25 protein-coding genes are annotated in these 24,100 nt (G+C 69.9%); 20 read left to right on the forward strand and 5 right to left on the reverse strand.

The features are described from left to right. Positions 1 to 1,305, reverse strand: a complete 1,305-nt coding sequence (gene hmgA, locus BM198_RS03880) for a homogentisate 1,2-dioxygenase (RefSeq protein ID WP_074967923.1) — start codon at positions 1,303 to 1,305, stop codon at positions 1 to 3. A 102-nt stretch (positions 1,306 to 1,407) separates the two neighbouring features. On the opposite strand from hmgA, the gene BM198_RS03885 reads away from it, so the two are divergent. Then, the gene (locus BM198_RS03885) at positions 1,408 to 2,196 is read left to right on the forward strand and encodes an IclR family transcriptional regulator (RefSeq protein ID WP_074967925.1); all 789 of its coding nucleotides are present in this window, start codon (positions 1,408 to 1,410) and stop codon (positions 2,194 to 2,196) included. A gap of 164 nt (positions 2,197 to 2,360) precedes the next feature. On the opposite strand, the gene hppD is transcribed toward BM198_RS03885, so the two are convergent. The 3 genes from hppD to BM198_RS03900 form a co-directional block, all read right to left on the reverse strand. Then, positions 2,361 to 3,437, reverse strand: a complete 1,077-nt coding sequence (gene hppD / locus BM198_RS03890) for a 4-hydroxyphenylpyruvate dioxygenase (protein WP_074967927.1) — start codon at positions 3,435 to 3,437, stop codon at positions 2,361 to 2,363. Between the two features lie 164 nt (positions 3,438 to 3,601). Beyond that, complete coding sequence (gene maiA, locus BM198_RS03895; RefSeq protein WP_074967929.1) at positions 3,602 to 4,237, reverse strand: maleylacetoacetate isomerase; 636 nt, start codon at positions 4,235 to 4,237, stop codon at positions 3,602 to 3,604. A 139-nt stretch (positions 4,238 to 4,376) separates the two neighbouring features. Then, on the reverse strand, positions 4,377 to 5,735 hold the full coding sequence (locus BM198_RS03900) for an MBL fold metallo-hydrolase RNA specificity domain-containing protein (RefSeq protein ID WP_074967931.1): 1,359 nt from the start codon (positions 5,733 to 5,735) through the stop codon (positions 4,377 to 4,379). 161 nt (positions 5,736 to 5,896) lie between these two features. On the opposite strand from BM198_RS03900, the gene BM198_RS03905 reads away from it, so the two are divergent. The 3 genes from BM198_RS03905 (at position 5,897) to lapD (ending at position 9,451) form a co-directional block, all read left to right on the forward strand. After that, complete coding sequence (locus tag BM198_RS03905; RefSeq protein ID WP_074967933.1) at positions 5,897 to 6,727, forward strand: TlpA disulfide reductase family protein; 831 nt, start codon at positions 5,897 to 5,899, stop codon at positions 6,725 to 6,727. A 77-nt stretch (positions 6,728 to 6,804) separates the two neighbouring features. Next, positions 6,805 to 7,503: a cysteine protease LapG gene (lapG, locus tag BM198_RS03910; RefSeq protein WP_082078233.1), complete on the forward strand. Its 699-nt coding sequence runs from the start codon at positions 6,805 to 6,807 to the stop codon at positions 7,501 to 7,503. 10 nt (positions 7,504 to 7,513) lie between these two features. Continuing rightward, positions 7,514 to 9,451 carry a cyclic di-GMP receptor LapD gene (gene lapD, locus BM198_RS03915; RefSeq protein WP_074967935.1) on the forward strand — a complete coding sequence of 646 codons (1,938 nt, stop codon included), beginning with the start codon at positions 7,514 to 7,516 and terminating at the stop codon, positions 9,449 to 9,451. Positions 9,452 to 9,457: 6 nt separating this feature from the next. Here lapD and flgA read toward each other — a convergent pair whose 3' ends face one another. Continuing rightward, complete coding sequence (flgA, locus tag BM198_RS03920) at positions 9,458 to 10,129, reverse strand: flagellar basal body P-ring formation chaperone FlgA (RefSeq protein ID WP_167368447.1); 672 nt, start codon at positions 10,127 to 10,129, stop codon at positions 9,458 to 9,460. Between the two features lie 205 nt (positions 10,130 to 10,334). Here flgA and flgB point away from each other — a divergent pair, with 205 nt between their 5' ends. From flgB to BM198_RS04000, 16 genes are all read left to right on the forward strand, one after another. Then, entirely contained in the window at positions 10,335 to 10,694 is a 360-nt protein-coding gene (gene flgB, locus BM198_RS03925) for a flagellar basal body rod protein FlgB (protein WP_044407025.1), read from the forward strand. A gap of 2 nt (positions 10,695 to 10,696) precedes the next feature. After that, positions 10,697 to 11,125 (forward strand): flagellar basal body rod protein FlgC, encoded by a 429-nt coding sequence (flgC, locus tag BM198_RS03930; RefSeq protein ID WP_044407022.1) that lies wholly within the window; start codon positions 10,697 to 10,699, stop codon positions 11,123 to 11,125. Further along, on the forward strand, positions 11,125 to 11,784 hold the full coding sequence (locus tag BM198_RS03935) for a flagellar hook capping FlgD N-terminal domain-containing protein (protein ID WP_074967940.1): 660 nt from the start codon (positions 11,125 to 11,127) through the stop codon (positions 11,782 to 11,784). Before flgC ends, BM198_RS03935 begins: the two co-directional genes overlap by 1 nt. A 20-nt stretch (positions 11,785 to 11,804) precedes the next feature. Further along, on the forward strand, positions 11,805 to 12,989 hold the full coding sequence (flgE, locus tag BM198_RS03940; RefSeq protein ID WP_074967942.1) for a flagellar hook protein FlgE: 1,185 nt from the start codon (positions 11,805 to 11,807) through the stop codon (positions 12,987 to 12,989). A 10-nt stretch (positions 12,990 to 12,999) separates the two neighbouring features. Then, positions 13,000 to 13,731 (forward strand): flagellar basal body rod protein FlgF, encoded by a 732-nt coding sequence (locus BM198_RS03945; protein ID WP_074967943.1) that lies wholly within the window; start codon positions 13,000 to 13,002, stop codon positions 13,729 to 13,731. A gap of 31 nt (positions 13,732 to 13,762) precedes the next feature. Further along, positions 13,763 to 14,548: a flagellar basal-body rod protein FlgG gene (flgG, locus tag BM198_RS03950; protein ID WP_044407011.1), complete on the forward strand. Its 786-nt coding sequence runs from the start codon at positions 13,763 to 13,765 to the stop codon at positions 14,546 to 14,548. An 8-nt stretch (positions 14,549 to 14,556) separates the two neighbouring features. Continuing rightward, positions 14,557 to 15,228 (forward strand): flagellar basal body L-ring protein FlgH, encoded by a 672-nt coding sequence (gene flgH / locus BM198_RS03955; protein ID WP_074968064.1) that lies wholly within the window; start codon positions 14,557 to 14,559, stop codon positions 15,226 to 15,228. A 12-nt stretch (positions 15,229 to 15,240) separates the two neighbouring features. Further along, entirely contained in the window at positions 15,241 to 16,344 is a 1,104-nt protein-coding gene (locus BM198_RS03960; RefSeq protein WP_074967945.1) for a flagellar basal body P-ring protein FlgI, read from the forward strand. A 9-nt stretch (positions 16,345 to 16,353) separates the two neighbouring features. Further along, positions 16,354 to 17,328 carry a lytic transglycosylase domain-containing protein gene (locus BM198_RS03965; RefSeq protein ID WP_074967948.1) on the forward strand — a complete coding sequence of 325 codons (975 nt, stop codon included), beginning with the start codon at positions 16,354 to 16,356 and terminating at the stop codon, positions 17,326 to 17,328. Further along, positions 17,325 to 18,689 carry a flagellar hook-associated protein FlgK gene (flgK, locus tag BM198_RS03970; RefSeq protein ID WP_074967950.1) on the forward strand — a complete coding sequence of 455 codons (1,365 nt, stop codon included), beginning with the start codon at positions 17,325 to 17,327 and terminating at the stop codon, positions 18,687 to 18,689. The genes BM198_RS03965 and flgK overlap by 4 nt, the downstream gene beginning before the upstream one ends. A 10-nt stretch (positions 18,690 to 18,699) precedes the next feature. Continuing rightward, on the forward strand, positions 18,700 to 19,614 hold the full coding sequence (flgL, locus tag BM198_RS03975; protein WP_074967952.1) for a flagellar hook-associated protein FlgL: 915 nt from the start codon (positions 18,700 to 18,702) through the stop codon (positions 19,612 to 19,614). Positions 19,615 to 19,627: 13 nt separating this feature from the next. Next, positions 19,628 to 20,668: a hypothetical protein gene (locus BM198_RS03980; RefSeq protein WP_074967954.1), complete on the forward strand. Its 1,041-nt coding sequence runs from the start codon at positions 19,628 to 19,630 to the stop codon at positions 20,666 to 20,668. 418 nt (positions 20,669 to 21,086) lie between these two features. Then, on the forward strand, positions 21,087 to 22,412 hold the full coding sequence (gene fliD / locus BM198_RS03985) for a flagellar filament capping protein FliD (protein WP_074967956.1): 1,326 nt from the start codon (positions 21,087 to 21,089) through the stop codon (positions 22,410 to 22,412). Beyond that, positions 22,409 to 22,807: a flagellar export chaperone FliS gene (gene fliS, locus BM198_RS03990; RefSeq protein WP_044406994.1), complete on the forward strand. Its 399-nt coding sequence runs from the start codon at positions 22,409 to 22,411 to the stop codon at positions 22,805 to 22,807. Before fliD ends, fliS begins: the two co-directional genes overlap by 4 nt. Continuing rightward, positions 22,791 to 23,105, forward strand: a complete 315-nt coding sequence (locus BM198_RS03995) for a hypothetical protein (protein ID WP_074967958.1) — start codon at positions 22,791 to 22,793, stop codon at positions 23,103 to 23,105. Before fliS ends, BM198_RS03995 begins: the two co-directional genes overlap by 17 nt. Positions 23,106 to 23,108: 3 nt before the next feature. Then, positions 23,109 to 24,098 carry a flagellar hook-length control protein FliK gene (locus tag BM198_RS04000; protein WP_074967960.1) on the forward strand — a complete coding sequence of 330 codons (990 nt, stop codon included), beginning with the start codon at positions 23,109 to 23,111 and terminating at the stop codon, positions 24,096 to 24,098. The last annotated feature ends 2 nt before the right edge of the window (positions 24,099 to 24,100 follow it).

Here is a 24,100-nt window from a genome sequence, read left to right on the forward strand (position 1 = left end):
TCAGATCCTGCCCTTGTCGAAGGTCTTGGCCATGCCGTCCCAGCAGGCATCGTAGTCGCTCTGCAGGGCGGCGCATTCGAGGGCGTAGCGGCTGGGGCGCAGCACGCGGCCGGTCTCGAACATGAAGGCCATGGTGTGGTCGAGCTTGTGGGGCTTGAGCTCGGCGGCGATGGCGGCGGTGGTGCTGGCGTTGTCCGGGCCGTGGGCGCTCATGCAGGTGTGCAGCGAGGCACCACCGGGGGCGAAGCCGTCGGCCTTGGCATCGTACGCGCCCTGGATGAGCCCCATGAACTCGTTCATCAGGTTGCGGTGGAACCACGGCGGACGGAAGGTCTTCTCGGCCACCATCCAGCGCGGCGGGAAGATCACGAAGTCGACGTTGGCCATGCCGGGGGTGTCGCTGGGCGAGGTGAGCACGGTGAAGATCGACGGGTCCGGGTGGTCGTAGCTGACCGTGCCGATGGTGTTGAACAGGCGCAGGTCGTACTTGTAGGGCACGTTGTTGCCGTGCCAGGCGACCACGTCCAGCGGCGAATGGCCGAGGGTGGTGGCCCAGAGTTCACCGAGGTACTTCTGCACCAGTACGGTGGGGGCTTCCAGGTCTTCGTAGCGGGCCACGGGGGCGAGGAAGTCGCGGGGATTGGCCAGGCCGTTGCTGCCGATGGGGCCGAGGTCGGGGATGCGCAGGGCCGCGCCGTGGTTCTCGCAGATGTAGCCCCGGGCACTGGCGTCCAGCAGCTCGACGCGGAACTTCATGCCGCGGGGGAGGACGGCGATCTCCAGCGGCTCCACCTCCAGCACGCCCAGTTCGGTGACCAGGCGCAGGCGGCCCTGCTCGGGGACGATCAGCAATTCGCCGTCGGCGTTGAAGAACACCCGCTCCATGGAAGCGTTGGCGCAATAGAGGTGCACGCTGACACCGCTGGCCTGCTCGGCATCGGCGGTGGCGACCAGGGTCAGCAGACCGTCGATGAAGTCGGTGCGGGCCTGGGGAATGGGGTGGGGGTTCCAGCGCAGGCGGTTGGGGTTGACCGGGCCCATCTCACGGCCGGGAATCTGCCGCTCCAGGCGCTCGAAGCGCGGGTGCGCGGCAGAAGGACGGATGCGGTACAGCCAGGTGCGGCGGGCTTCGGCGCGCGGCACGGTGAAGGCGGTGCCGGAGAACTGCTCGGCATACAGGCCATAGGGCGCGCGCTGCGGGGAATTCTGGCCGACGGGCAGGGCGCCCGGCAGGGCCTCGCTGGCGAACTCGTTGTTGAAACCGCTCAGGTAGTGCAGGTCGGAGGAGGGCAGCGCGGGTGACATGGATGGCCTCTGATTTTTGTAATTGAATTACGGATAACGTAATTTGAAAGGCGGAAGGGGTCAAGCTATAACAGCGGCCTCCTAAGCGAAGCGGGGCAGTGCATGGCCATCCAGAAGGACGACGCCGAGGCGTCCAAGCGACAGAAGGTGCAGGCGGCGGAAGTCGGCACCGAGATCCTCAAGGGGCTGGCCCAGCTGGCGCCGGCCACGTCGCTGTCACGGCTGGCAGAGCACCTGGGCATGCCGGCGGCCAAGGTCCATCGCTACCTGCAGGCGCTGATCGCCAGCGGTTTCGCCGCCCAGGACGCCACCACCAACCACTACGGCCTGGGGCCCGAGGCCCTGTTCGTCGGCCTGGCCGCCATCGGCGGTCTGGATGTGGTGCGTGCGGCCACACCGACGCTGTCGGCCCTGCGCGATGAACTCAACGAGACCTGCTTCCTGGCTGTGTGGGGCAACAAGGGGCCGACGGTGGTGCATGTGGAGCAGCCGCTGCGCGCGGTGACCCTGGTGACCCGCGTGGGCTCGGTGCTGCCGCTGCTGGGCTCCTCCACCGGCCTGGTGTTCGCCAGCTACCTGCCGGAGGCGGAATTCGCGCCGCTGCGGGACGAGGAAGCGCACCTGCCCGGCGTACCCGATGCCAAGGCCCTGGCGGCCCAGGTCGCGGAGATCCGCGCCAGCGGCCTGCACCACGTGCACGGCTTGCTGATGCCGGGGGTCAACGCGCTGTCCGCGCCGGTGTTCGCGGTCGGCGAGCAGATCGCCGGGGTGATCACGGTGGTGGGCGCCGCCAGCGGCTTCCATGCCGAGACCAGCGGCCGCGCGGCAGCGTTGCTGAAGCAGGCGGCCGAAACCATCACCGCGCGGATGGCGGGGGTTCGTCCGGCGTGAGCGAGGGCGTCCGGTAGGCCGCGTGCAGTTGTAAGGGCGAAGCGCTTTCGCGGTTGAAACCGCTCCCACAAACCGGCGCGGCGCCGTTCGGGCGTAGGGGCGGTGCCTGGATGGCAGTCATGAAAAAGCCCGCTTGATGCGGGCTTTCTCGTTAGGGCGATGGCTCACTCGGTGGCGAGCACGCCCCGGCGGATCTGGTCGCGTTCGATGGATTCGAACAGGGCCTTGAAGTTGCCCTCGCCGAAGCCGCTGTCGCCCTTGCGCTGGATGAACTCGAAGAACACCGGGCCGAGCAGGGTCTCCGAGAAGATCTGCAGCAGCAGCCGGCGTTCGCCGCCTTCGGAGGTGCCGTCCAGCAGGATGCCGCGGGACTGCAGGGCGTCCACCGGCTCGCCGTGGTTGGGCAGGCGGCCTTCGAGCATCTCGTAGTAGGTGGTGGGCGGTGCGGTCATGAAGCGCATGCCCAGGGCCTTGAGGTTGTCCCAGGTGCTGATCAGGTCGTCGGTGAGGAAGGCCACGTGCTGGATGCCCTCGCCGTTGAACTGCATCAGGAACTCCTCGATCTGCCCGGCGCCCTTGGAGGATTCCTCGTTGAGCGGGATGCGGATCATGCCGTCCGGCGCGGTCATGGCCTTGGAGGTCAGCCCGGTGTACTCGCCCTTGATGTCGAAGTAGCGGATCTCGCGGAAGTTGAACAGCTTCTCGTAGAAGTCCGCCCAGTAGGCCATGCGACCGCGGTACACGTTGTGGGTGAGGTGGTCGATGATCTTCAGGCCCGCGCCCTTGGGGTTGCGGTCCACGCCTTCGATGAACTCGAAGTCGATGTCGTAGATCGACGAGCCTTCGCCGAAGCGGTCGATCAGGTACAGCGGCGCACCGCCGATGCCCTTTATCGCCGGCAGGCGCAGTTCCATCGGCCCGGTGGGAATCTCGATGGGCTGGGCGCCCAGGGCCAGGGCACGGGCATAGGCCTGGTGGGCGTTCTTCACGCGGAAGGCCATGCCGCACACGGAGGGCCCGTGTTCGGCGGCGAAGTAGGCGGCCTGGCTCTTGGGCTCGTTGTTGAGGATCAGGTTGATCTCACCCTGGCGATACAGGTGCACGTCCTTGGAACGGTGGGTGGCCACCTTGGTGAAGCCCATGGCGGCGAACACCGGCTCAAGGACGTTGGGGGTGGGGGAGGCGAGTTCGATGAACTCGAAGCCCATCAGGCCCATGGGGTTTTCAAAGATGTCGGCCATGGCATGGCTCCTCGGATCAGGTTGCGGTCGCGCCGCGAAAGGTTGAAGGCGTCTGTCGGTCGATCAAACGCTTCGCGGCGGCGCGCAGGACACCCCGCGCACGCTGCGCGCGAGGTGATCGCCGATGGTGACCTTGAAAGCGAGGCTCTGCATGGGTGCGCTCCTCAGGCCGGCTTGTCGGCCTGGGCGTCCGGGTGGGCGGCGCGGAAGGCGGGGTGCTCCAGCGCCAGGCGTTCGACCCTCAGGATACGCGGGTAGCCGGAGAGGTCCACGTTGAAGCGGCGGGCGGCATACACCTGCGGCAGCAGGTAGACATCGGCCATGCCCGGTGCGTCGCCGAAGCAGTAGCCGGTGTCGCCGATCAGCGCTTCCACCGCCGCCAGGCCCTCGCCGATCCAGTGGGCGATCCAGTCGTTGACGGTGGTTTCATCGGCGCCCATCTGCCGCAGGCGGTTGAGCACGGCCACGTTGTGCAACGGGTGGATGTCGCAGCCGATCAGCGCTGTCACCTGGCGCTGGCGGGCGCGCTGCAGCGCATCGCCGGGCAGCAGGGCGGGCTCGGGGTAGTGTTCGTCGAGGTATTCGAGGATGGCCGGGGACTGGATCAGCACCGCGCCTTCGTCGGTACGCAGCGCGGGCACGCGGCCCTGGGGGTTGATGGCGCGGTAGGCCGGCTGGCGGTGTTCGCCGCCGTCCTTGATCAGGTTGACCGGGAGCATGTGGACCTCCAGCCCCTTCAGTGCCAGGGCGATGCGCACCCGGTAGGAGGAGGTGGAGCGGTAATAGGTGTAGAGGTCCATGGCAGGCTCTCGCAAGGTCACGCGCCAGTCGGGGAGACCGCCGACGCTGTTGTTTTCATAATCTATTTACACTCTGCGTAATTTTTCCCGTGACGGCAAGCCCGACGTTGCACCGATCGCCAGGCTTGCCGCCCCGTCCTCATTCGAGGTTCACGCGTTGGCGATGTTCCGCCACCGAGGCCGACCAGCCCAGCTCCTGGGAGATGCGCCGGCGCAGGCAGTCGGCGGCGTCCGGTTCACCGTGGACCACATAGGTGTGCTTCGGCGGCTTGGGCAACTGGCGCAGCCAGTCGAGGATCTCGTCGGCATCGGCGTGGGCGGAGAGGTTTTCCAGCTGGACCACCTCGGCGCGGATGGGCACGTCCACACCGTGGATGCGCACCTTGTCGGCGCCGCCGGCGATCAGCGCGCCACGGGTGCCGCCAGCCTGGTAGCCGGACAGCAGGATGGTGTTGCGCGGGTCGGGCGCCAGGGACTTCAGGTGGTGCAGCACCCGCCCGCCGGTGGCCATGCCGCTGCCGGCGATGATCACCGAGGGCGCGCGCATGTCGTCCAGGCGCTTGGATTCGTCCACCGAACGCACGATGTGCGCCACCTTGCACATGCCCAGGCAGTCCTCGGCATTGAGCCGGTGCAGGTCGCAATAGCGCTGGTAGAGCGCGGTCACGTCGGTGGCCATGGGGCTGTTGAGGTAGATCGGCAGGTCGGGGATGCGCCCGGCGCGCTTGAGCTTGTCGATCAGGTGCAGCAGCAGCTGCGCGCGGCCCACGGCGAAGGCCGGGACCACGGTGATGCCCCGGCGCAGGGCAGTGCGGGTGATCACCTCGGCCAACTGGTCCTCGGCCATCGTCGGGGTGTGGTTGCGGTTGCCGTAGGTGGACTCCACCAGCAGGTAGTCGGCGGCCTGCAGCGGCTGCGGGGGCAGCATCAGCGCATCGTCGGGGCGGCCGACATCGCCGGAGCAGCCCAGGGTGATGTCGCCGGCGCGCAGCTCCACGCTGGCCGCGCCGAGAATGTGGCCGGCCGGGCGCATGGTCACCCGCAGGTCGCCGAGGATGTCCACGCTGCGGTTGAAGGGCAGGGGGCGCAGCAGGCGCAGGGTGCGCTCGGCGTCCTCCTCGGTGTACAGCGGCAGTGCCGGGGCATGGCGGGAGAAGCCGTGGCGGTTGGCGAACTCGGCTTCCTCTTCCTGCAGCCGCCCGCTGTCCAGCAGGAGGATGCGCGCCAGCTCGCAGGTCGCCTCGGTGGCGTAGATCGGCCCCCGGTAGCCGGCCTTCACCAGCACCGGCAGGTAGCCGCTGTGGTCCAGGTGGGCGTGGGTCAGCACGATGGCATCCAGGCGCTGCGGGCGCACCGGGAAGTGGTCCCAGTTGCGCTCGCGCAGCTGCTTGTAGCCCTGGAACAGCCCGCAGTCCACCAGCAGTCGCTTGCCGTTGTGGTCCAGCAGGTACTTGCTGCCGGTCACCGTCCCGGCTCCACCCAGAAAGAACAGGCGCATGGTTTGCCTCCTTGTCGTTGATGCGCTGATTCTGGGGAAGCATAGGTGCTGCGGCGCTGCGCTGGATCAAGTCCGGGCAAGGCTTGAAGAGTTGCGCGGTTTGCTGCACGGTGCCGCCCCACCGTCGGGCCGTTCGACGCCCCAGGCACCCCGGAGACCCCATGCTGACCCTCACCCTCGGGCCTTTCACCCTGGCGCTTTCGCACCTGCTGATCCTCGCCAGCCTGCTGCTGGCCACCGTCGTTGGCGGGTGGCTGGGGCGGCGCAGCGGGCACAACCCCGAGGCGGTGCTGTTCAACCTGCTGCTGGTGGCGCTGGTGGGCGCGCGCCTGGCGTTCGTCGTCGCCTATGCCGAGCACTTCCGCGAGGCCCCCTGGCAGGTGCTGGACATCCGCGACGGCGGCTTCATCGCCTGGCCCGGCGTGCTGGCGGCCCTGGCGCTGGCCGGCTGGCTGCTCTGGCGGCGCCCGCCGCTGCGCCGGCCCCTGGGCGTCGCGCTGCTCAGCGGGCTGCTGCTGTGGGGCATGGGGCAGGCGCTGATGCAGGCCCTGGAGCGCGGCACCCGCCTGCCGCCGGTGGCCCTGCAGGACCGCAACGGCCGGCCGGTGCGGCTGGAGGACTACCAGGGCCAGCCGCTGGTGGTGAACCTCTGGGCCACCTGGTGCCCGCCCTGTCGCCGCGAGATGCCGGTGCTCGCCAGCGCCGCCCAGCAGCATGCCGACGTGCTCTTCCTGTTCGTCAACCAGGGCGAGGACGCCGAAACGGTCCGCCACTACCTGGCCAAGGAGGGGCTCAGCCTCGGCCACGTGCTGCTGGATGGCGGCACCCGGCTGGGGCAGCGGGTCGGCTCCCGCGCGCTGCCCACCACGCTGTTCTTCGATGCCGAGGGGCGCCAGGTCGGCAGCCACCTGGGCGAGCTGTCCCAGGCCAGCCTGGTCCAGGCCCTGGGCGTGCTGAAGCGCGACGTACCCCCCGCCAACACCGCGCCGTAGCGGCACAACGCCATTGAGTTTTCCGCCTCGAATCCGCACCATGCGCGCCGGGTTTTCAGGCCTGGTGGTCGGTGGCGATGGTGCAAGGCAGTGGACGGACCGTGGGCAGGGCAAGGGGGTGGCGCACACTGGCGCTGGCCGCGCCATGCCTGCTGGCGTTGCTGGCCGGTGCGCTCCACGCCGATTGGGATTTCGCCCTCATCAGCCGCCGTGCCGAAGCCCTCTACGGCCCCCTCGGTCCCGGCAAGGCCCGGGTCGATGAATGGCAGGCCCTGCTGGGCCGCCTGGCCGGCGCCGACGAGAAGAAGCAGCTGGAAGAGGTGAACCGCTTCTTCAACGCCAAGCTGCGCTTCACCGACGACCTCGCCACCTGGGGCCAGGTGGACTACTGGGCCACCCCGGTGGAGGCGCTGCGCAAGGGCGCCGGCGATTGCGAGGACTACGCCATCGCCAAGTACATCAGCCTGCGCCACCTCGGCGTGCCCAGCGAGAAATTGCGCATCACCTACGTCAAGGCCCTGCGCCTGAACCAGGCGCACATGGTGCTGACCTACTACGCCCGGCCCGACGCCGTGCCCCTGGTGCTGGACAACCTGGTGGGCGGCATCCTGCCGGCCAGCCAGCGCAGCGACCTGCTGCCGGTGTACGCCTTCAACGCCGAGGGCCTGTGGCTCGCCGGCAAGGGCGGCAAGCAGGTGGGTGATTCCAAGCGGCTGTCACGCTGGCAGGACCTTTTGAAGAAGATGAAAGCCGAAGGCTTTCCCACGAGCGAATAGCGGAGTCCGGATGTCCCTGTTCAAACAACTGTTGATCGCCATCTGCCTGTTCCTGGTCGTTGCCTTCAGCGGCAGCTTCATGGTCAGCCTGGAAAGCTCCCGGGAGCAGTACGAGAACCAGCTGCGTTCCCACGCCCAGGACGCCGCCACGGCGCTGGGCCTGTCGCTGACGCCGCACATCGACGACCCGGCGATGGTGGAGCTGATGGTCAGCTCGATCTTCGACAGCGGCTATTTCGAGCGCATCCGCGTGGTCGACACCGCCACCGGCCAGGTGATGGTGGAGCGCACCGGCGTGCCGGACGCGGTGGCGGCCAACGTCCCGCAGTGGTTCGTCGCCCTGGTGGGGCTGCAGTCCGCCGGGGGCGACGCCATCGTCAGCCGTGGCTGGACCCAGGCCGCACGGGTCGAGGTGCAGAGCCACCCGATGTTCGCCATCGCCAAGCTCTGGCAGACCGCCCTGGGCACCCTCGGCTGGCTGCTGGTCTGCGGCCTGGCCAGCGCCGGCCTGGGCGCCGTGCTGCTGCGTCGCCAGCTCAAGCCGCTGGACTACATGGTCGAGCAGTCCCACGCCATCGCCCGCCGCGAGTTCCTCAGCCTGCCGCAACTGCCGCGCACCCCCGAGCTGCGCCGGGTGGTGCAGGCCATGAACCAGATGGTGGAGAAGCTCAAGGCGCTGTTCCAGGAACAGGCCGAACGCAGCGAGCGGCTGCGCGACGAGGCCTACCAGGACAGCCTCACCGGCCTCGGCAACCGCCGCTATTTCGAACTGCAGCTGCAGGACCGCCTGGGCAGCGACGAGCGCGCCTGCAACGGCTACCTGCTGCTGCTGCGGGTCAACGACCTCGCCGGCCTCAACCAGCGCCTCGGTGGCCCACGCACCGACCAGTTGCTCAAGGCCGTGGCCGAGCAGCTCAAGCGTGCCGGTGCCGGCTTCCCCCTGGCCCGCAGCCGGGGTGGCGAGTTCGTCCTGCTGGGCGCGGGGCTGACCCGCGAGGAGGCCGAGCACCTGGCCGAGCGCCTCGACGCCGCGCTGGTCAGCCTGGCCGAGACCGGTGCCACCGACAGCCTGCCGGTGGCCCACATCGGCCTCGCGCCCTTCGCCCCGGGCGAGGCCCAGGACGAACTGATGCGCCTGGCCGACGAGGCCCTGGCCCGCGCCGAGCGCGAAGGCGGCCAGGCCTGGGCCTGCGTCGAGCACAGCGACGCGGCGCAGGGCGGCGAAGACCGCCACACCTGGCACCGCCTGCTGGACGAGGCGCTGGCCGCCCGGCGTTTCGAGCTGTACTTCCAGCCGGTGGTGGACAGCCGCGATCCCCAGCGCGTGCTGCACCACAAGGTGCTCTCGCGCCTGCCGGACGGGCAGGGCGGCAGCATCGCCGCCGGCCGCTTCCTGCCCTGGTTGGAGCGCTTCGGTTGGTCCGCCCGGCTCGACCTGGTGATGCTGCAGCGGGTGCTGGAGCAGATGGCCGGGCACGATCGCCCGCTGGCCCTGAACCTCTCTGGCGCGCTGCTGCGCGACCGCGTCGCCTTGGAGCGCGCCTTCGAGCTGCTGCGCCAGCACCCACAGCTGGGCCCGCGCCTGACCCTGGAGCTGGAAGAGGACCAACTGCCCGACCAGGCCGTGCTGGAGCGCCTCACCCGGCGCCTGCGCGAGCTGGGCTTCGCCCTCAGCCTGCAGCACTTCGGCGGGCGCTTCAGCATGATCGGCAACCTCGCCCGCCTGGGCCTGGCCTACCTCAAGGTGGACGGCAGCCACATCCGCGCCATCGACCAGGAGAACGACAAGCGCCTGTTCATCGAGGCCATGCAGCGCGCGGCCAACAGCATCGACCTGCCGCTGATCGCCGAGCGCGTGGAAACCGAAGGGGAACTGGCGGTGCTGCGTGAAATGGGCATCCAGGGCGTGCAGGGCCGGCTCTTCGGCGAGCCTGCACCCTGGGCCTGACAGGGCTCAGGGCAGTTGCACCTGCCCCGGGCCCGTCACCTTCGCCTCCAGCGGCTTGCGGCTGGAGGTGTTGCGCAGCTTGATGCGCTCGCCCTGGCGGCCATCCTCCAGCGCCTCGGCCTCCACCGAGGCGTTCAGCCCGCCCACCGCCGCCACCACCGTCACCCGCTGCCCACGCCGCACCAGCACCGGCGGCGCCAGGCTCGCCGGGCCGATCACCTGGCCCGCGCGCAGGCTGCGCCGGGCGCTCTGGCCGACCACCTCTGCCGGGGTCTGGTAGAAGCCCCGGCGCAGGCGCTCCAGCGGCATGACCTTGCGCTCCAGCTGGCGCGCCTCCAGCGTCGCGTTGCGCTCGATGGCAACGCGGCTGACCAGCACCGGCAGGCGCACGCTGGCCTGGCTCACCACCACCCGCTGCCAGCCTTCCGGGCATTTCACCCGGTAGCGCTGGCGGGCCAGCGGGTCGGGCAGGGTCGCTTCCGCCGTCACTGACAGGGGCCCGCTGCAGGGCTTCAGCGACGCGGTTTCTCCCAGCACCTGGCTTTCCAGTGTGTGCTCCAGGCCTTGCCAGCCCTTGCTGAGTGCGAGCGCGTCGAGGCGCGCGTCCTGCTGCTGGGCGACCGCTTCCAGCACCTGGCTGGCGACCTTGGTGTCGGCCTTGGCACAGGGCGCGACCACGCCCGCGAGCACGAGGAAGAGGGCGGAAGCGAGCCTTCCCGCGTGGGCACGGGAGGCGTTCGAAAGCGGAAGCCCGGGACGATTCTGGTTGGCTGATGAATTCATTCAACTGACTGAAAAATAAGAAAAATTTAGGGTGTGCCCGAACCCGGCACGCTTCCTGCGATAGGGCATCCGTCCCCATCCGTGAGGAGGCCGAGGGCCCATGAGTATACGAATCGAAGACAGCCTGAGGGTTCACGCCCAGGCGCTGGAATTGCGCATGCAGCGCAGCGAAATCCTCTCGTCGAACCTGGCAAACGAGTCCACCCCCGGCTTCCGGGCCCGGGATTTCGACTTTGCCGAGCAGATGCGCCAGGGCGCCGAGTACCGCCTGCCGGGCCTGGAGGACCAGGCGCCGAGGTTGAAGTACCGCGTGCCGTTCAACCCCTCCCTGGATGGCAACAGCGTGGAGCAGGGCGTGGAGCAGGCGGAATTTTCCCGCAACGCCATGGATTTCCAGACGAGCCTGACCTTTCTCACCATGAAGTTCCGAGGCCTCAAGCAGGCCATCGAGGGCCGTTGACCATGTCCTTCGACGCCATCTACCGCATCGCCGGCTCGGCCATGAACGCCCAGACCGTGCGCCTCAACACCATCGCCAGCAACCTGGCCAACGTCGAATCCGCCGCCGGCAGCCGCGAGGCCGTGTACCGGCCACGCAAGCCGCTGTTCGCCGCCATCTACGAGAACGGCGAGCTGTCCCGTCCCGCGGGCCTGGGCGGCGCCCGGGTGCAGGTGCTGGACGTGATCGCCAGCCAGGCCGAGCCGCGCCGGCGCTACGAGCCGGGCAGCCCGCTTGCCGACCGCGACGGCTACGTGTTCTACCCGGACGTGAACCCCATCGAGGAGATGACCGACATGCTCTCCGCCTCGCGCGGCTTCGAGACCAACGTCGAGGTCCTCAACCGCGTCAAGAGCATGCAGCAAGGCCTGTTGCGCCTGGGAGAAGCCTGATGAACCGCATCGACAACGAAACCGCCAGCCGCACCCCGGCCGGTCGCGAGGTGCAGGCCAACCCGGCCTTCGACCTGCGCGACGTGGCCCAGATGGAGAACACCTTCATCACCCTCATGAGTGCGCAGATCCAGAACCAGGATCCGACCAACCCCGCCGACAGCAGCCAGTACATCAACCAGTACGCCAACCTCGCCCAGGTGCGCAGCATGGCCAACCTGACCCGGGTCGCCCAGGGCAGCCTGGTGCTGGTGGACAACCTGCAGACCCTCACCGCCGCCGGGCTGGTGGGCCAGCAGGTCAAGGTCGCCAGCGACAGCGTGACCCTCGCCGGCCGCGTGATCGACGGCGAGATACGCCTCACATCCCCCTCGGGCAGCACCCAGCTGGAACTGGTCAGCGAGAGCGGCCGGCGCACCACGCTGCAGCTCGGCCCCCAGCAGCCCGGCCGCGTGCCCGTGCGCATCGACCCCGCCGCCCTCGGCCTGCCCGAGGGCCGCTACCGCCTGGAGGTGCGCACCGACAGCGGCGAGATGCCGCCGGTTGAGCTGGCCGGCCGCGTGGTGCAGGTCCGCACCAGCGCCACCGGCCCGGTGCTGGAGGTGGCCGGCCTTGGCCAAGTGCCCTTCTACAACGTCGTCGAATTCGGCGGCGCCTGATCGTCCCTGTGAGGTAGACCATGAGCTTCAACATTGCCCTGACCGGGCTGAATGCGGTGAACCAGCACCTGAACGCCGTCAGCCACAACATCGCCAACTCCGCCACCACCGGCTTCAAGTCCTCCCGCGCCGAGTTCGCCAGCCTGTATTCCTCCGGCCAGCCCATGGGCGTGGAGGTGCAAGCGGTGACCCAGAGCATCAGCCTGCGCGGCTCCATCAACGCCAGCGGCCGTGACCTGGACCTGGCCATCGGCGGGGGCGGCTTCTTCATCACCCGCAGCGCCGGTGGCGAGACCCGCTACACCCGTGCCGGCATGTTCGGTACCGACGAGCAGGGCTACCTGACGGCGGGCGGTGGCCGGCTGCAGGGCTACCCGGTGGATGCGGCCGGCGTGCTGCAGGCGGGCGTGCTCGGTGACCTGCAGCAGAAGACCGGCAACCTGCCGGCCCAGGCCAGCAACCGGGTGGACTTCGCCGCCAACCTCGACGCCAACGCCACCCCGCCCAAGGTCACCCCCTTCGACCCGAGCAACCCGGACACCTACACCTGCACCCAGACCACGCCGGTGTATGACTCCCAGGGGAAAAAGCACAGCCTCACGCAGTACTTCATCAACACCGGCAGCAACCAGTGGGACGTGCGCTACTTCGTCGACGGTGCCGGTGTCGGTGCCGCCCAGCCCCTTAGCTTCAGCACCAGCGGCACCCTGGCCGCCCCCGTGGGGCCGGTGACCATCACCCACCCGCTGCCCGGCGTCGAGCCGCTGAACCTGGCCCTCAGCTACGCCGGTTCCACCCAGTACGGCTCGCCCTTCGTCATCGGCACCAACCGCGCCAACGGCTATGCCACCGGCGAGCGCACCGGCATGGCGGTGGAGAAGGACGGACGCCTCTACGCCACCTTCAGCAACGGCCAGCGCCTGCTGGAAGGCCAGCTGGTGCTGGCGGGCTTCACCAACCCCGGCGGGCTGGCCAACCAGAACGGCACCAGCTGGAGCGAGACCAGCGCCTCCGGCACGCCGCTGCTGGGCACGCCCAACAGCGGCCAGTTCGGCCCCATCAGCAGCAAGGCCCTGGAGGGCTCCAACGTCGACCTCACCCGCGAGCTGGTGGGGCTGATGGAAGGGCAGCGCAACTACCAGGCCAACACCAAGGTGGTGAGCACCAACAAGGAACTCATCCAGGCGCTGTTCGCCGCCGTCTGAGGAACACGCCATGGACCGACTGGGCTACACCGCCATGACCGCCGCGTACCGCACCCAGGCCGCCCTGGACGTACGCGCCAACAACCTCGCCAACGTCAGCACCCCGGGGTTCCGCGCCGACCTGGAGCGGGCCGAGGCCGTGGAGGTGCCGGGTACCGGCTACGCCAGCCGCCACCTCGCCCGGCTGCAGCCGAGCGCCCTCGACCTCAACCCCGGCCCGCTGATGGCCACCGGGCGCGACCTGGACCTGGCCATCCGCGGCCCCGGCCTGATCGCCGTGCAACTGCAGGACGGCCGCGAGGCCTACACCCGCCAGGGCAGCCTGGCCGTGGACGCCGAAGGCCGCCTGAGCCTCGGCGGCCGGCCGGTGCTGGGGGACGGCGGCCCGCTGCAACTGCCCCCCTACGACCGGCTGTCCATCGGCAGCGACGGCACCGTCTCGATCCAGCCGCGCGGCGACTACCTGATGGCCGAGGTCGGCCGCATCAAGCGCGTCGACATCCCCGCCTCCGGCCTGCGCAAGGACGCCACCGGCCTGCTGGTGACCGTCGACGGCACCCCGGCCGCCGACAGCGAGACGGTGCAACTGGCCGCCGGCTACCTGGAGGGCAGCAACGTCTCGGCCATCGAGCAGCTCACCGGCACCCTCGGCCTCAGCCGCCTGTTCGAGACCCAGGTGAAGCTGCTCAAGGCCGCCGACGACCTCGCCGCCAACGGCAACCGCATGATCCGCGGCGCCTGAGCGCGCCGCCCCCACACCAAGGAGAACCCCCATGAGTTCCGCCCTCTGGGTCAGCAAGACCGGGCTCGCCGCCCAGGACACCGCCCTGGCGGCGGTGGCCAACAACCTGGCCAACGTCAACACCGTCGGCTTCAAGAGCGACCGCGTCGTTTTCGAGGACCTGTTCTACGCCATCGAACTACCCCCCGGTGCCCAGGCCGACCAGGTCAATACCGTGCCCTCGGGTATCCAGCTCGGCAGCGGGGTGCGCGTGGCCGGCACGCAGAAGGTGTTCACCGAAGGCAACATGCAGCCCACCGGCCAGCCGATGGACCTGGCCATCGTCGGGCCCGGCTTCTTCCAGGTGGAGTCGCCCAACGGCGAGACCTGGTACACCGAGAACGGCCAATTGCAGCTCAACGGCGAGGGCATGCTGGTGACCGCCCAGGGCCTGCCGCTGCTGCCGGCCATCCAGGTGCCCGCCGGGGCCACTCAGTTCACCGTCAGCCGCGACGGCCTGGTCACCGCCGTGCTCCCCGGGGCCGCCCAGCCCAGCGAGCTGGGGCAGATCATGCTCGCCAACTTCACCAACCCCGGCGGCCTGGAGGCCCTGGGCGGCAACCTCTACAAGGAAACGGTGGCCAGCGGCGAGGCGGTGGAGGGCGTGGCCGGCCAGGAGGGCCTTGGCGACATCAAGCAGAAGGTGCTCGAAGGCTCCAACGTGCAGGTGGTGGAGGCCATGGTCAGCATGATCGCCATCCAGCGTGCCTACGAGGCCAACGCCAAGGTGCTGGATGCCGCCTCCGGCATGCAGCAGTTCCTGAACCAGACCGTATGAACACCGTGATGCGCGTCCTGCTGTTGTTGCTGCTGCTGATCGCGACGCTGGTCTCGGGCGGCTGCCAGAGCGCCCGCGAGCTGCTGCCCGACGAGGACTCCTCGGCCTTCCAGCCGCCGGAGCTGGACTACGCCCGGCAGCCGGCCACCTCCGGCGGGCTGTTCCGGTCCGGCTACGGCGGCTCGCTGCTGCGTGACAAGCGCGCCATCGGCGTCGGCGACATCGTCACCGTGGTGCTGGACGAGTCCACCCAGTCCAGCAAGAGCGCGGGCACCAGCTTCGACAAGAGCTCCTCGCTGAACATCCCGCTGCCGACCCTGCGCAACCGGCCCTACAACCGGTTGAACAACCAGGCCAGCGCCGAGCGCGACTTCTCCGGCTCGGCCAAGAGTTCCCAGCAGAACACCCTGCGCGGCGCCATCGCCGTGACCGTGCACCGGGTGCTGCCGGGCGGGGTGCTGCTGGTCAGAGGCGAGAAGGCCCTGCGCCTCAACCAGGGTGACGAGTACATCCGCCTCACCGGCCTGGTGCGCATCGACGACATCGACCGCGACAACCGCGTGTCCTCCCAGCAGGTGGCCAACGCGCGGATCTCCTACGCCGGGCGCGGCGTGCTCAACGACAGCAACAGCGCCGGCTGGCTGACCCGCTTCTTCACCTCCCCCCTGTTCCCCCTCTAACGGAGTGCCCCCATGCGCATCCCCGCCACCCTGTTGCTCGGCCTGCTCGGGCTCGCCTGGCAACCCGCCAGCCTCGGTGTCCCGCTGATGGACCTGGTGGACGTCGAAGGCGTCCGCGACAACCAGCTGCTCGGCTACGGCCTGGTGGTGGGGCTCGACGGCACCGGCGACAAGAACCAGGTGAAGTTCACCAACCAGTCGGTGGCCAACATGGTCAAGCAGTTCGGCATCAACCTGCCGCCGGGCACCGACCCCAAGCTGAAGAACGCCGCCGCGGTGATGGTCACCGCCAGCGTGCCGCCCGGCTACGGGCCGGGGCAGACCCTGGACGTGACCGTGTCGTCCCTCGGGGATGCCAAGAGCCTGCGCGGCGGGCTGCTGCTGATGACGCCGCTGCAGGGCATCGACGGCGAGGTCTACGCCGTGGCCCAGGGCAACCTGCTGGTGGGCGGCGTCAAGGCCGAAGGCCAGAGCGGCTCCAGCGTGACCCTCAACAGCCCCACCTCCGGGCTGATCCCCAATGGCGCCAGCCTGGAGCGCAGCATCCCCAGCGACTTCGCCGAGCGCCCCGAGGTGCTGCTGAGCCTGCGCGAGCCCGGCTTCCAGAGCGTCAACCGGGTGGTGGAGTCGCTCAACCAGACGTTCGGCGACAACACCGCCAGTGCCCTGTCCTCAGCACGCGTGGCCGTGCGTGCGCCGGTATCCGCCAGTGCCCGGATGGCCTTCATGGCCCAGCTCGAAGCGCTGGAGGTGGACCCCGGACGCATCCGGCCCAAGGTGGTCTTCAACAGCCGCACCGGTACCGTGGTGGTGGGGCAGGGGGTGCGGGTCAAGGCCGCTGCCGTGGCCCATGGCACCCTCAGCGTCACCATCACCGAGAACCCCCAGGTCAGCCAGCCGGCACCGCTCTCCGGCGGGCGGACCACGGTCACCCCCAACTCCGAGGTGGGTGTGGAGCAGCAGACCAATCCGATGTTCCAGTGGCCCGAAGGCACGAGCCTGGAAAGCATCATCGACACCGTCAACCGCCTGGGCGCCACTCCCGACGACATCATGTCCATCCTCCAGGCGCTGCAGCGCGCGGGAGCCCTGAACGCCGAGCTGGTAGTGATCTAAGGAGGCCTCATGGCATCGACCCTTCCCCCTTCGCTGGCGCTGCGGGCCGGCCGGGACCTGAATCCGACCCGTGCACCGCGCAGCCAACTGCAGGCCGCCTCGGAGGACTTCGAGGCGCTGTTCCTCCAGCAACTGCTCAAGGAGATGCGCAAGGCCGGCGATGTGCTGTCCGAAGGCAACCCCCTGCGCAGCCGCCAGCTCGACACCCTGCGCGACCTGCATGACGAGGCCCTGGCCCGGCACCTGGCCGGCAGCGGCCAGGCCGGCATCGCCGGGCTGCTGGTCAGCCAGCTCGGCGGCGAGCCGCCCGAGCCTGGCGTGTTGCCTGCTGCACCGGCCGGGCACCTGCCGCCCCCCATGCCGCACCCGGCGCAACCTGCCCGCAGCCGGGCCATGGGCACCTGGCTGGCGGGGGCCGCCGGGCTCGCTGCCAGCACTGCCACGCCGCTGTCGACCCTGGCCAGGGGCAGCGCAGGACTCCGCGCACTGGTGGGCAGCGTGGTCCGCCACGAGTCCGCCGGCGACGCGCGAGCGGTCTCGGCCAAGGGCGCCCTGGGCCTGATGCAGCTGATGCCGGACACCGCCCGGGACATGGCCCAGGCCCTGGGGCTGCCGTTCGACCCGCAGCGCCTGCTGGACGACCCCGGCTACAACCTGCGCCTGGGGCGCGCCTACCTGGAGCAGTTGCTGGCGCGCTACGACCAGCAGCCGGCCCTTGCCCTGGCTGCCTACAACGCCGGGCCCGGCCGGGTGGACGAGTGGCTGCAGCGCTTCGGCGACCCGCGCCTGGGCGAGGTGTCCACCGAGGCCTGGGTGGAGTCCATCCCCTTCGCCGAGACCCGCGCCTACACCCGCAGCATCCTCCGCGACCTTAACGGCCCGAGCCGGCCGGTCGCCCCTTCTCCCGTAAGAGGCAGCCCGCCGGCCCATTCGGCGGCCTTCGCCCCCAGCATCCGAACCGGGCACGAGGAGAACGACGCGTGAGCCTGATCAGCCAGATCGCCCTGACCGGCCTGCAGGCGAGCCAGATCGCCCTGGCCGCCACCGCGCAGAACACCGCCAACCGCAACACCGCCGGCTACAGCCGCCTGGACCCGGTGCTGCAGTCGCGGGCCGGGCAGGGCACCTCCCCGGGCGCCGGCGTCGACGTGGCCGCCATCCGCCGCATCGCCGATGCCTTCCAGAACCGCCAGCTGTGGCGCGCCGGTGCCGAGCAGCAGCTGCAGGCGGGCGCACGACCTTACTTCCAGGCCGTGGAAAGCCTCCTGGCGGGCGAGGGCTCCAACATCAGCAAGGGCCTCGACCAGTTCTTCGCCGCCGTCAGCGAGGCCAGCGCCACCCCGTCGTCCCAGGCCCTTCGCCAGCAGTTGCTGACCGAGGCGGGCAACCTCGCGCAGCGCTTCAACAGCCTTTCCAACGGGCTCCAGGCCCAGCTCGACGGCCTGGCTGCCCAGCGCGAGGCGGTGGTGGTGGACATCAACGCGCTCACCGCCAACCTGGCCCTGATGAATCGCCGCATCACCGAGGCGAAGGCCGTGGGCGGCGACATCGCCACCCTGCAGGACCACCGCGACGAAATGGTCAAGGCGCTCGGCCAGCATGTGCGCCTGCAGGTCCGCGAGAGCGCCGAGGGTGCCTACGACATCGCCCTGGACAGCGGCCAGCCGCTGGTGATCGGCGGCACCCCCAGCCGGTTGGAGGTGGTGCGCGACGGTGATGGCCGCCAGCGCATCGAACTGCAATTCGCCACCACCCGTGCCGGCCTCTCTCCCAATGGCCTGGGCGGCACCCTGGGGGCGTTGCAGACCAGCGAAACGCAGTTGCTGCGGCCCAAGCAGGCGTTGCTGCGGGAAATGGCCGGAGCCTTCGCCAGCCGCGTCAACGACGTGCTCACCACCGGCTATGACCGCAACGGCGACCCGGGCCAGCCCCTGTTCCGCCACCAGCCGGGCAGCATCAGCCAGCTGCTGGTGCTGACCGGAATCACCCCTGACCAACTGGCGTTCTCCGACACCCCCGGCGAGGCCGGCAACAACCGCACCCTGCTGGCGCTGTTCGAGGTGCGCCGCCAGCCGGTGCTGCTCGGCGGCTCGTCCACCACCTTCAACGAGGCCTACGCCGGCCTGCTCGGCCAGGTGGCCAGCGCCAGCCGGCAGAACCAGGACGACCTCGCCGCCGCCACCCAGGTGACCCGGCAGGCCCAGGCGCTGCGTGACGGCACCAGCGCGGTCAATGACGACGAGGAGGCCGCCAACCTGATCGCCTACCAGCAGGCCTACCAGGCCAACATGAAGGTGATCGCCACTGCCAACACCCTGTTCGACGCCATGCTGGCGAGCTTCTGAGGAGATCCCCATGCGTGTCACCAATGCCCAGACCCGCGCACTGATGGGCGAAGCGCTCAACCGCAACGGCCTGGAAGTGGGGCGGCTGATGCAGCAGGTCTCCAGCAACCGGCGCATCCTGCAGCCCTCCGACGACCCCATCGCCAGCGTCCGCCTGCTGCGCAACGCGCGGGAGGAGGCGGGCCTGGCCCAGTACCGGCTCAACATCGGCAGCGTCTCCTCCAGCCTCGGCGCCCAGGAGACCCAGCTGCGCTCGACCTCGAATGCCTTGCTCAGCATCCGCGACATGCTGCTCTGGGCTCGCAACGGCACCCACTCCGAACAGGATCTGGGCGCCATCGCCGCGGAGATGAAGACGCTGGAAGGCCTGCTGGCCAACCTGCTCAACAGCCGCGACGAGTCCGGGCGCTACCTGTTCTCCGGCACCCGCATCGACCAGCCGGCCCTGCTGCAGGACCCGGCCACCGGGCGCTACAGCCCCGGCGGCAATGCCGGCGTACGCCAGGCCGTGGTGGGCAGCGGCGTGCTGCTGGACGAGAACGTCACGCTGCTGGCCATGCTCGGCCCCGACCTGCCGGTGCTCAATGGCCTGCACGCGTTGCAGCAGGCCTTCCTCGCGCCCGGCATGCAGAGCGGCGACCCGGCCCTGGTGAAGCAGACCGGTGAGCTGCTGGATGTGCTCGACCGCAGCCTCGACGGCGTGCTCGCCGCCATCACCGAACTGGGAGGGCGGCAGGGAACCCTGGACCTGCTCACCCAGGCCAACGAGGACCGCTCGCTGGTCAACCAGCGGCTCGAGTACGACCTTTCCCACCTGGACTACCCCAGCGCCACGCTTGACCTGGAGAACTACAAGCTGTCGATCAAGGCCAGCCAGAAGACCTACCTGGCGATCCAGGACCTGTCCCTGTTCAACCTGCTCTGACCGAGGCCGAACCATGAAGGTCGACCCCACCGCACTCTCACCCACCACATTGCCGCCCCCCCGTGAGCGGCAGCAGACGCCGGCAGCCCAGCCCACCAGCGCCCCGTCGCGCACGGTGGCGCCCGACCGTTCGACGGCGCGCAGCCCGGCCCAGCGCTCGCCCGGCAAACCGTCCAGCTTCAACCTGCAGCTCAACCAGCAACTGAGCCAGATGCAGGCCGCTGACCAGTACCTGGGCGAGCTGGCCGGACGCCTCGACCACCTCAAGCTCAACCTCGGCCGCGAACTGGCCGCCTCGCGCCCCGCCGACCGCGAAACCCTGCGCCAGGCCACCCGCGAGGTGAATGCCCTGCTGCAGCAACGCGGTGCGCGCACCGCGCAGTCCCTGGACGCCGACCTGCGGCTGCGCCTTGGCGAGCCCGTGCGCAGCCGCTTCCGCCTGGAGGGGCTGGACTCCCTGGAGGCCATCCGCGCCGCCGGCCGCGAAACCCTGGTGTTCAGCTTTACCCGCCAGCCGGGCGAAGCCCTGGCGGTGGCCCTGGACGAAGGGCTGGCCCCGGAACAGGTGCTGCGCCGCTTCAACCAGGGCCTCGGCGCTGCCGGCCTGCGCGCCGAGCTGGACAGTGACGGCGCCCTGCGCTTCAGCGCCCCCGAAGCCCAGTGGCGCACCCTGCAGGACCAGTTGCAGGTGCAAGGGGAGGGCGGCCTGTTCCCCCGCGAGCGGCGTGGCCTGGCCAGCCGCGAAGAGGGCCTGCAGGCCCTGTCCGAACCCCACGGGCAAAGCCCCCGGGAACTGCGCAGCCTGCTCGACTCCGTGCTCGGCGTGCTGGAGCGCATCGACACCCTGCGCGACCAACTGGCCCAGCGGCAGGAGGACATCCGCGAATTCCTCGCCCAGGCCGACGCCCGGGACGAACGCCAATGGGCCCAGGCCTTCGCCCGCTCCCTGTACGACCTGATGGGCCAGGGCCCGAACGCCTATGGCGCACTCGCCCAGGCCGTGATCGCCCAGGCCCAGCTCTCGCGCTTCACCGTGGTCAGCCTGCTGGCCTGAGGTTGCTCCTTGCCCGCCCCGGTGTTTGAGCCGCGCCGGGTGCGGGCTTTTTTATGCCCCCGCCAGACTCGTCAGCCTGCCCGTTTCCCTCGCCCTCGTACCCTCTGCATCTGCTGCTTCTGATCGCGCCGACAGGCGCTGCGTCGTTCTCGTCCATTTGCCAGGGGCGCCTCCGCACGTGCCTCTTTGCTGCCGACCTGCTCCTCGGGGAGAACCCGTCAGCACGTCCGCCAGTGGTTGGCGGATAAACGCCGAAACAGGAAGCAAGCGGAAACCTGCATTCCTCAGGGGACGTGCGCTTATCTTGTCGAGCTTCCTCCGCAAAAGGCTGGAAGCCCCGTGATCCGTGGCTTTCAGCAGTTGGCATCGGCCTTGCTCCGGCGCTGGTCACCATTGCCAGTTCCAAGGAGCCATCCCGATGAACATCGATACCGAATACGCCCGCCAGCAGGCCACCCAGCTGGCCACCTTCGAGGTGCAGGCAGCCCGGGCGCGGGCCAATCGCAGTCAGCAGGCCTACCGTGCCCAGGGCGATGCGCTGGCGAACCTCGACAAGGCGCTGCGCACCTTCAGCACGTCGATCCGCGAGTTCAAGAGCGAGACTCGGCCGATCCTGGCCAACGAAGCCGTGTTCAGTCAGGAGGGCCGGGCGACGGCCCAGGTCGGGGCGACTGCCAGCACGGGGCGCTACAGCTTCTTCGTCGAGCGCCTGGCCAGCGCCCACCAGGTGGCCCTGGAAGGGCTGACGGCGGACGGCATCGGCACCCAGGGGGTGCTGACCCTTCAGCAAGCCGGCAAGTCCTACAGCCTGGACCTGGCCAGCGTCGACCGCGACGGTGATGGCCGCAACAGCCCCGAGGAGCTGCAGCAGGCGCTGTCCACGACCCTGGCCGGCAGTGGCATCAGCACGACGCTGGTACGGGCGGACGGCAAGCTGTCCCTGGTGCTCAGTGCGCGGGAAAGCGGTGCCGCCCAGGCGATCAGTCTGTCCCTCCAGGGAGGCTCCGGCCCGCTGGCAGCCGCTGTTGCCAACCCGCGGACCCTGGCCGAGGCACGGGACGCCCAGGTCCGCCTGGGGGGCGAGGACGGCCTGTTGCTGACCCAGCCGACCAACCGATTCGACGGTGTGGTGGAGGGGGTTTCGCTCACCTTCACCCAGGCCCACCGCCCGGGGGAAAGCCCGCTGCAGGTCACCGTGCGCCGGGACGAGAAGGGCACCCGCGAGCGCGTGCAAGGCTTCATCGATGCCTTCAATACCTTGCTGGGCAGCTTCGACAGCCTCACCGCGAGCGGCGGAAGCGACGGCAGCGGTCGCGGGCCGCTGGCCGGTGACGCCACCGTGCGCAGCATCGAAAACCGGCTCAATGCCGTGCTGCGCAGCGGCTTCGGGGGTCGCAGCCTGGTGGAGTACGGCGTCAGTGCCGACCGCAACGGCAAGCTCACGCTGGACACCAAGCGCCTTGAGAAGGCCCTGGCCGAGCAACCCGGGGAGCTGGACAAGCTGTTCCGCGAACCCGGACGCCTGGTGGAAAGCCTGGAGCGCAGCCTCACGCCGTACATCGGCAGCACGGGTCAGCTGAAGAGCCGCCGCGATGCCATCGCCAGCAACATCCGTCGCATGGATGGCGTGTTCGAGAGCCTGCAGCGGCAGTACGACACCTCCTACCAGCGCTACCTGCGCCAGTACACGGCGATGACCCAGGCCCTGGCCTCGATGCAGCAGACCGGAGGGCTGTTCGCATGAACGGGTTCAACCTGGACGACAGCTACGGCGGCTACCGCGCCGTGGACCTGGAGGCCCGCACCGCCGCCGCGGCCCCCTACGAGTTGGTGCTGGTGCTGTTCGACGGCCTGCTGGACGAGCTGGCCCGCGCCCGTGGCCACATCGAGGCGCGCCAGTACCAGCAGAAGGGCCAGTCGCTGGAGAAATGCCTGAACATCCTCAACGGCCTGTCCAGCGCCCTCGACTACGAGGCCGGCGGCGAGCTGGTGCAGGGCCTGGCGCGACTCTACGACTACTGCATCTATCGCCTCTCCGAGGTCAGCGTGTCCCTTTCCCTGGAGGGGCTGGACGAAGTGGTGCGCCTGCTGGGCGTGCTGCGCGAAGGCTGGGAGGGGGTCAATGCCACTCGCCGCTGAACACCGCCGCCTCGCGGCGCTGGCCGATCGCCTGGTGCAGGTGCTCACCGGCCACGAATGGGAGGCCCTCGCACCCCTGGATGCCCAGATCGCCCGCTGCCTCCATGCACTGCGCCAGCAGGGGCACGTCGGCGTCGCCGACTGCCTGGTGTGCCGCCGCATGCGCCGCCTGCACCAGCAGGCTCAGCGGGATTGCCGCACGGAGCTGCGCCGCCTGGAGCGCCAGCTCAGCCATGACCTGGACGCCGCCGAGGGCCGCCAGGCCTACCTGACCACGGATTGCCAAACCGGAGCCTGACCCATGGACATCAACACCCTGGCGCCGCCCACCAGCGGGGCGGCGCAAGCCCCCGCCTTGCCGAGCGCCGCCCGTGCTGCCGACGAGCGCCCCGAGGTCGTGGAGGCCTGGGACCCGATCCTGGCGCTGCTCGCCCAGGAGGCGCCACCCCCGATGGCACCCGCCGTGGACGAGGCAGCGGGTAGCGCCCAACCCGCTGAGCTGATCGACCCGACCTCGCTGCTGGCCCTTGCCCAGGGCCAGCGTGACCTGCAGATAACCCTGCGGGACCCGGTACGCCATGACATGCCGGAGGGGCTGAACGAGCGCCTGGCCTTGCCGCGACAGCGCCCGGCCTGGGCAGGGGAGGCCATGCCTGCCCAGACGCTGCTGCCCGAGGGTGAGCCCGTACCCGTTCAGATGGAGCCAAGCACCCGCGAGCGGCAGGACTCGGCCCCCGGGCGCCTGCCCGTCGAGGCCAGCCTGCGCGAACCGCTGCTGGAGCTGCCACGGTTTGCCCCCTCGCCAGGGCGGCCGACCCAGGTGGCCAAGACCACGGCGGAACGACCGCTGGAGCGCACGGTGCACCTGCCCGGCCCCCAGGCGCGCTGGGGCGAGCAGATGCTGCAGGCCCTGCGTGACAGCGTGGAGTTGCAGCTGGGCCAGCGCAGCCAGAGTGCCCGGCTGCGCCTGGACCCGGCCGAGCTGGGCAGCCTGGAGATCGTCCTGCGCCAGGAAGGCGGCCAGCTCAGCGTGCAGATCGCCGCGTCCCAAGGCGACGTCGCGCGCCTGCTGCAGCAGGGCAGCGAGCGCCTGCGCCAGGACCTGGCCGGGCAGCAGGGCCTGCCGGTCAGCGTCTCGGTTTCCACCGAGGGCGGCTCCGGGCAACCGGGCCGCGAGCGGCAGGGGCGCGATGACGGCCCCGCCGTGCTGGCGATCCACGCCAACCCCCTCGACACCCAACGCCAGAGCGCCCGCCACGACGGCCGGGACGACGTGCTGGTAACCGTCTGATT

Origin of the sequence: Metapseudomonas otitidis, assembly GCF_900111835.1 — a bacterium.
GTDB lineage: Bacteria > Pseudomonadota > Gammaproteobacteria > Pseudomonadales > Pseudomonadaceae > Metapseudomonas > Metapseudomonas otitidis.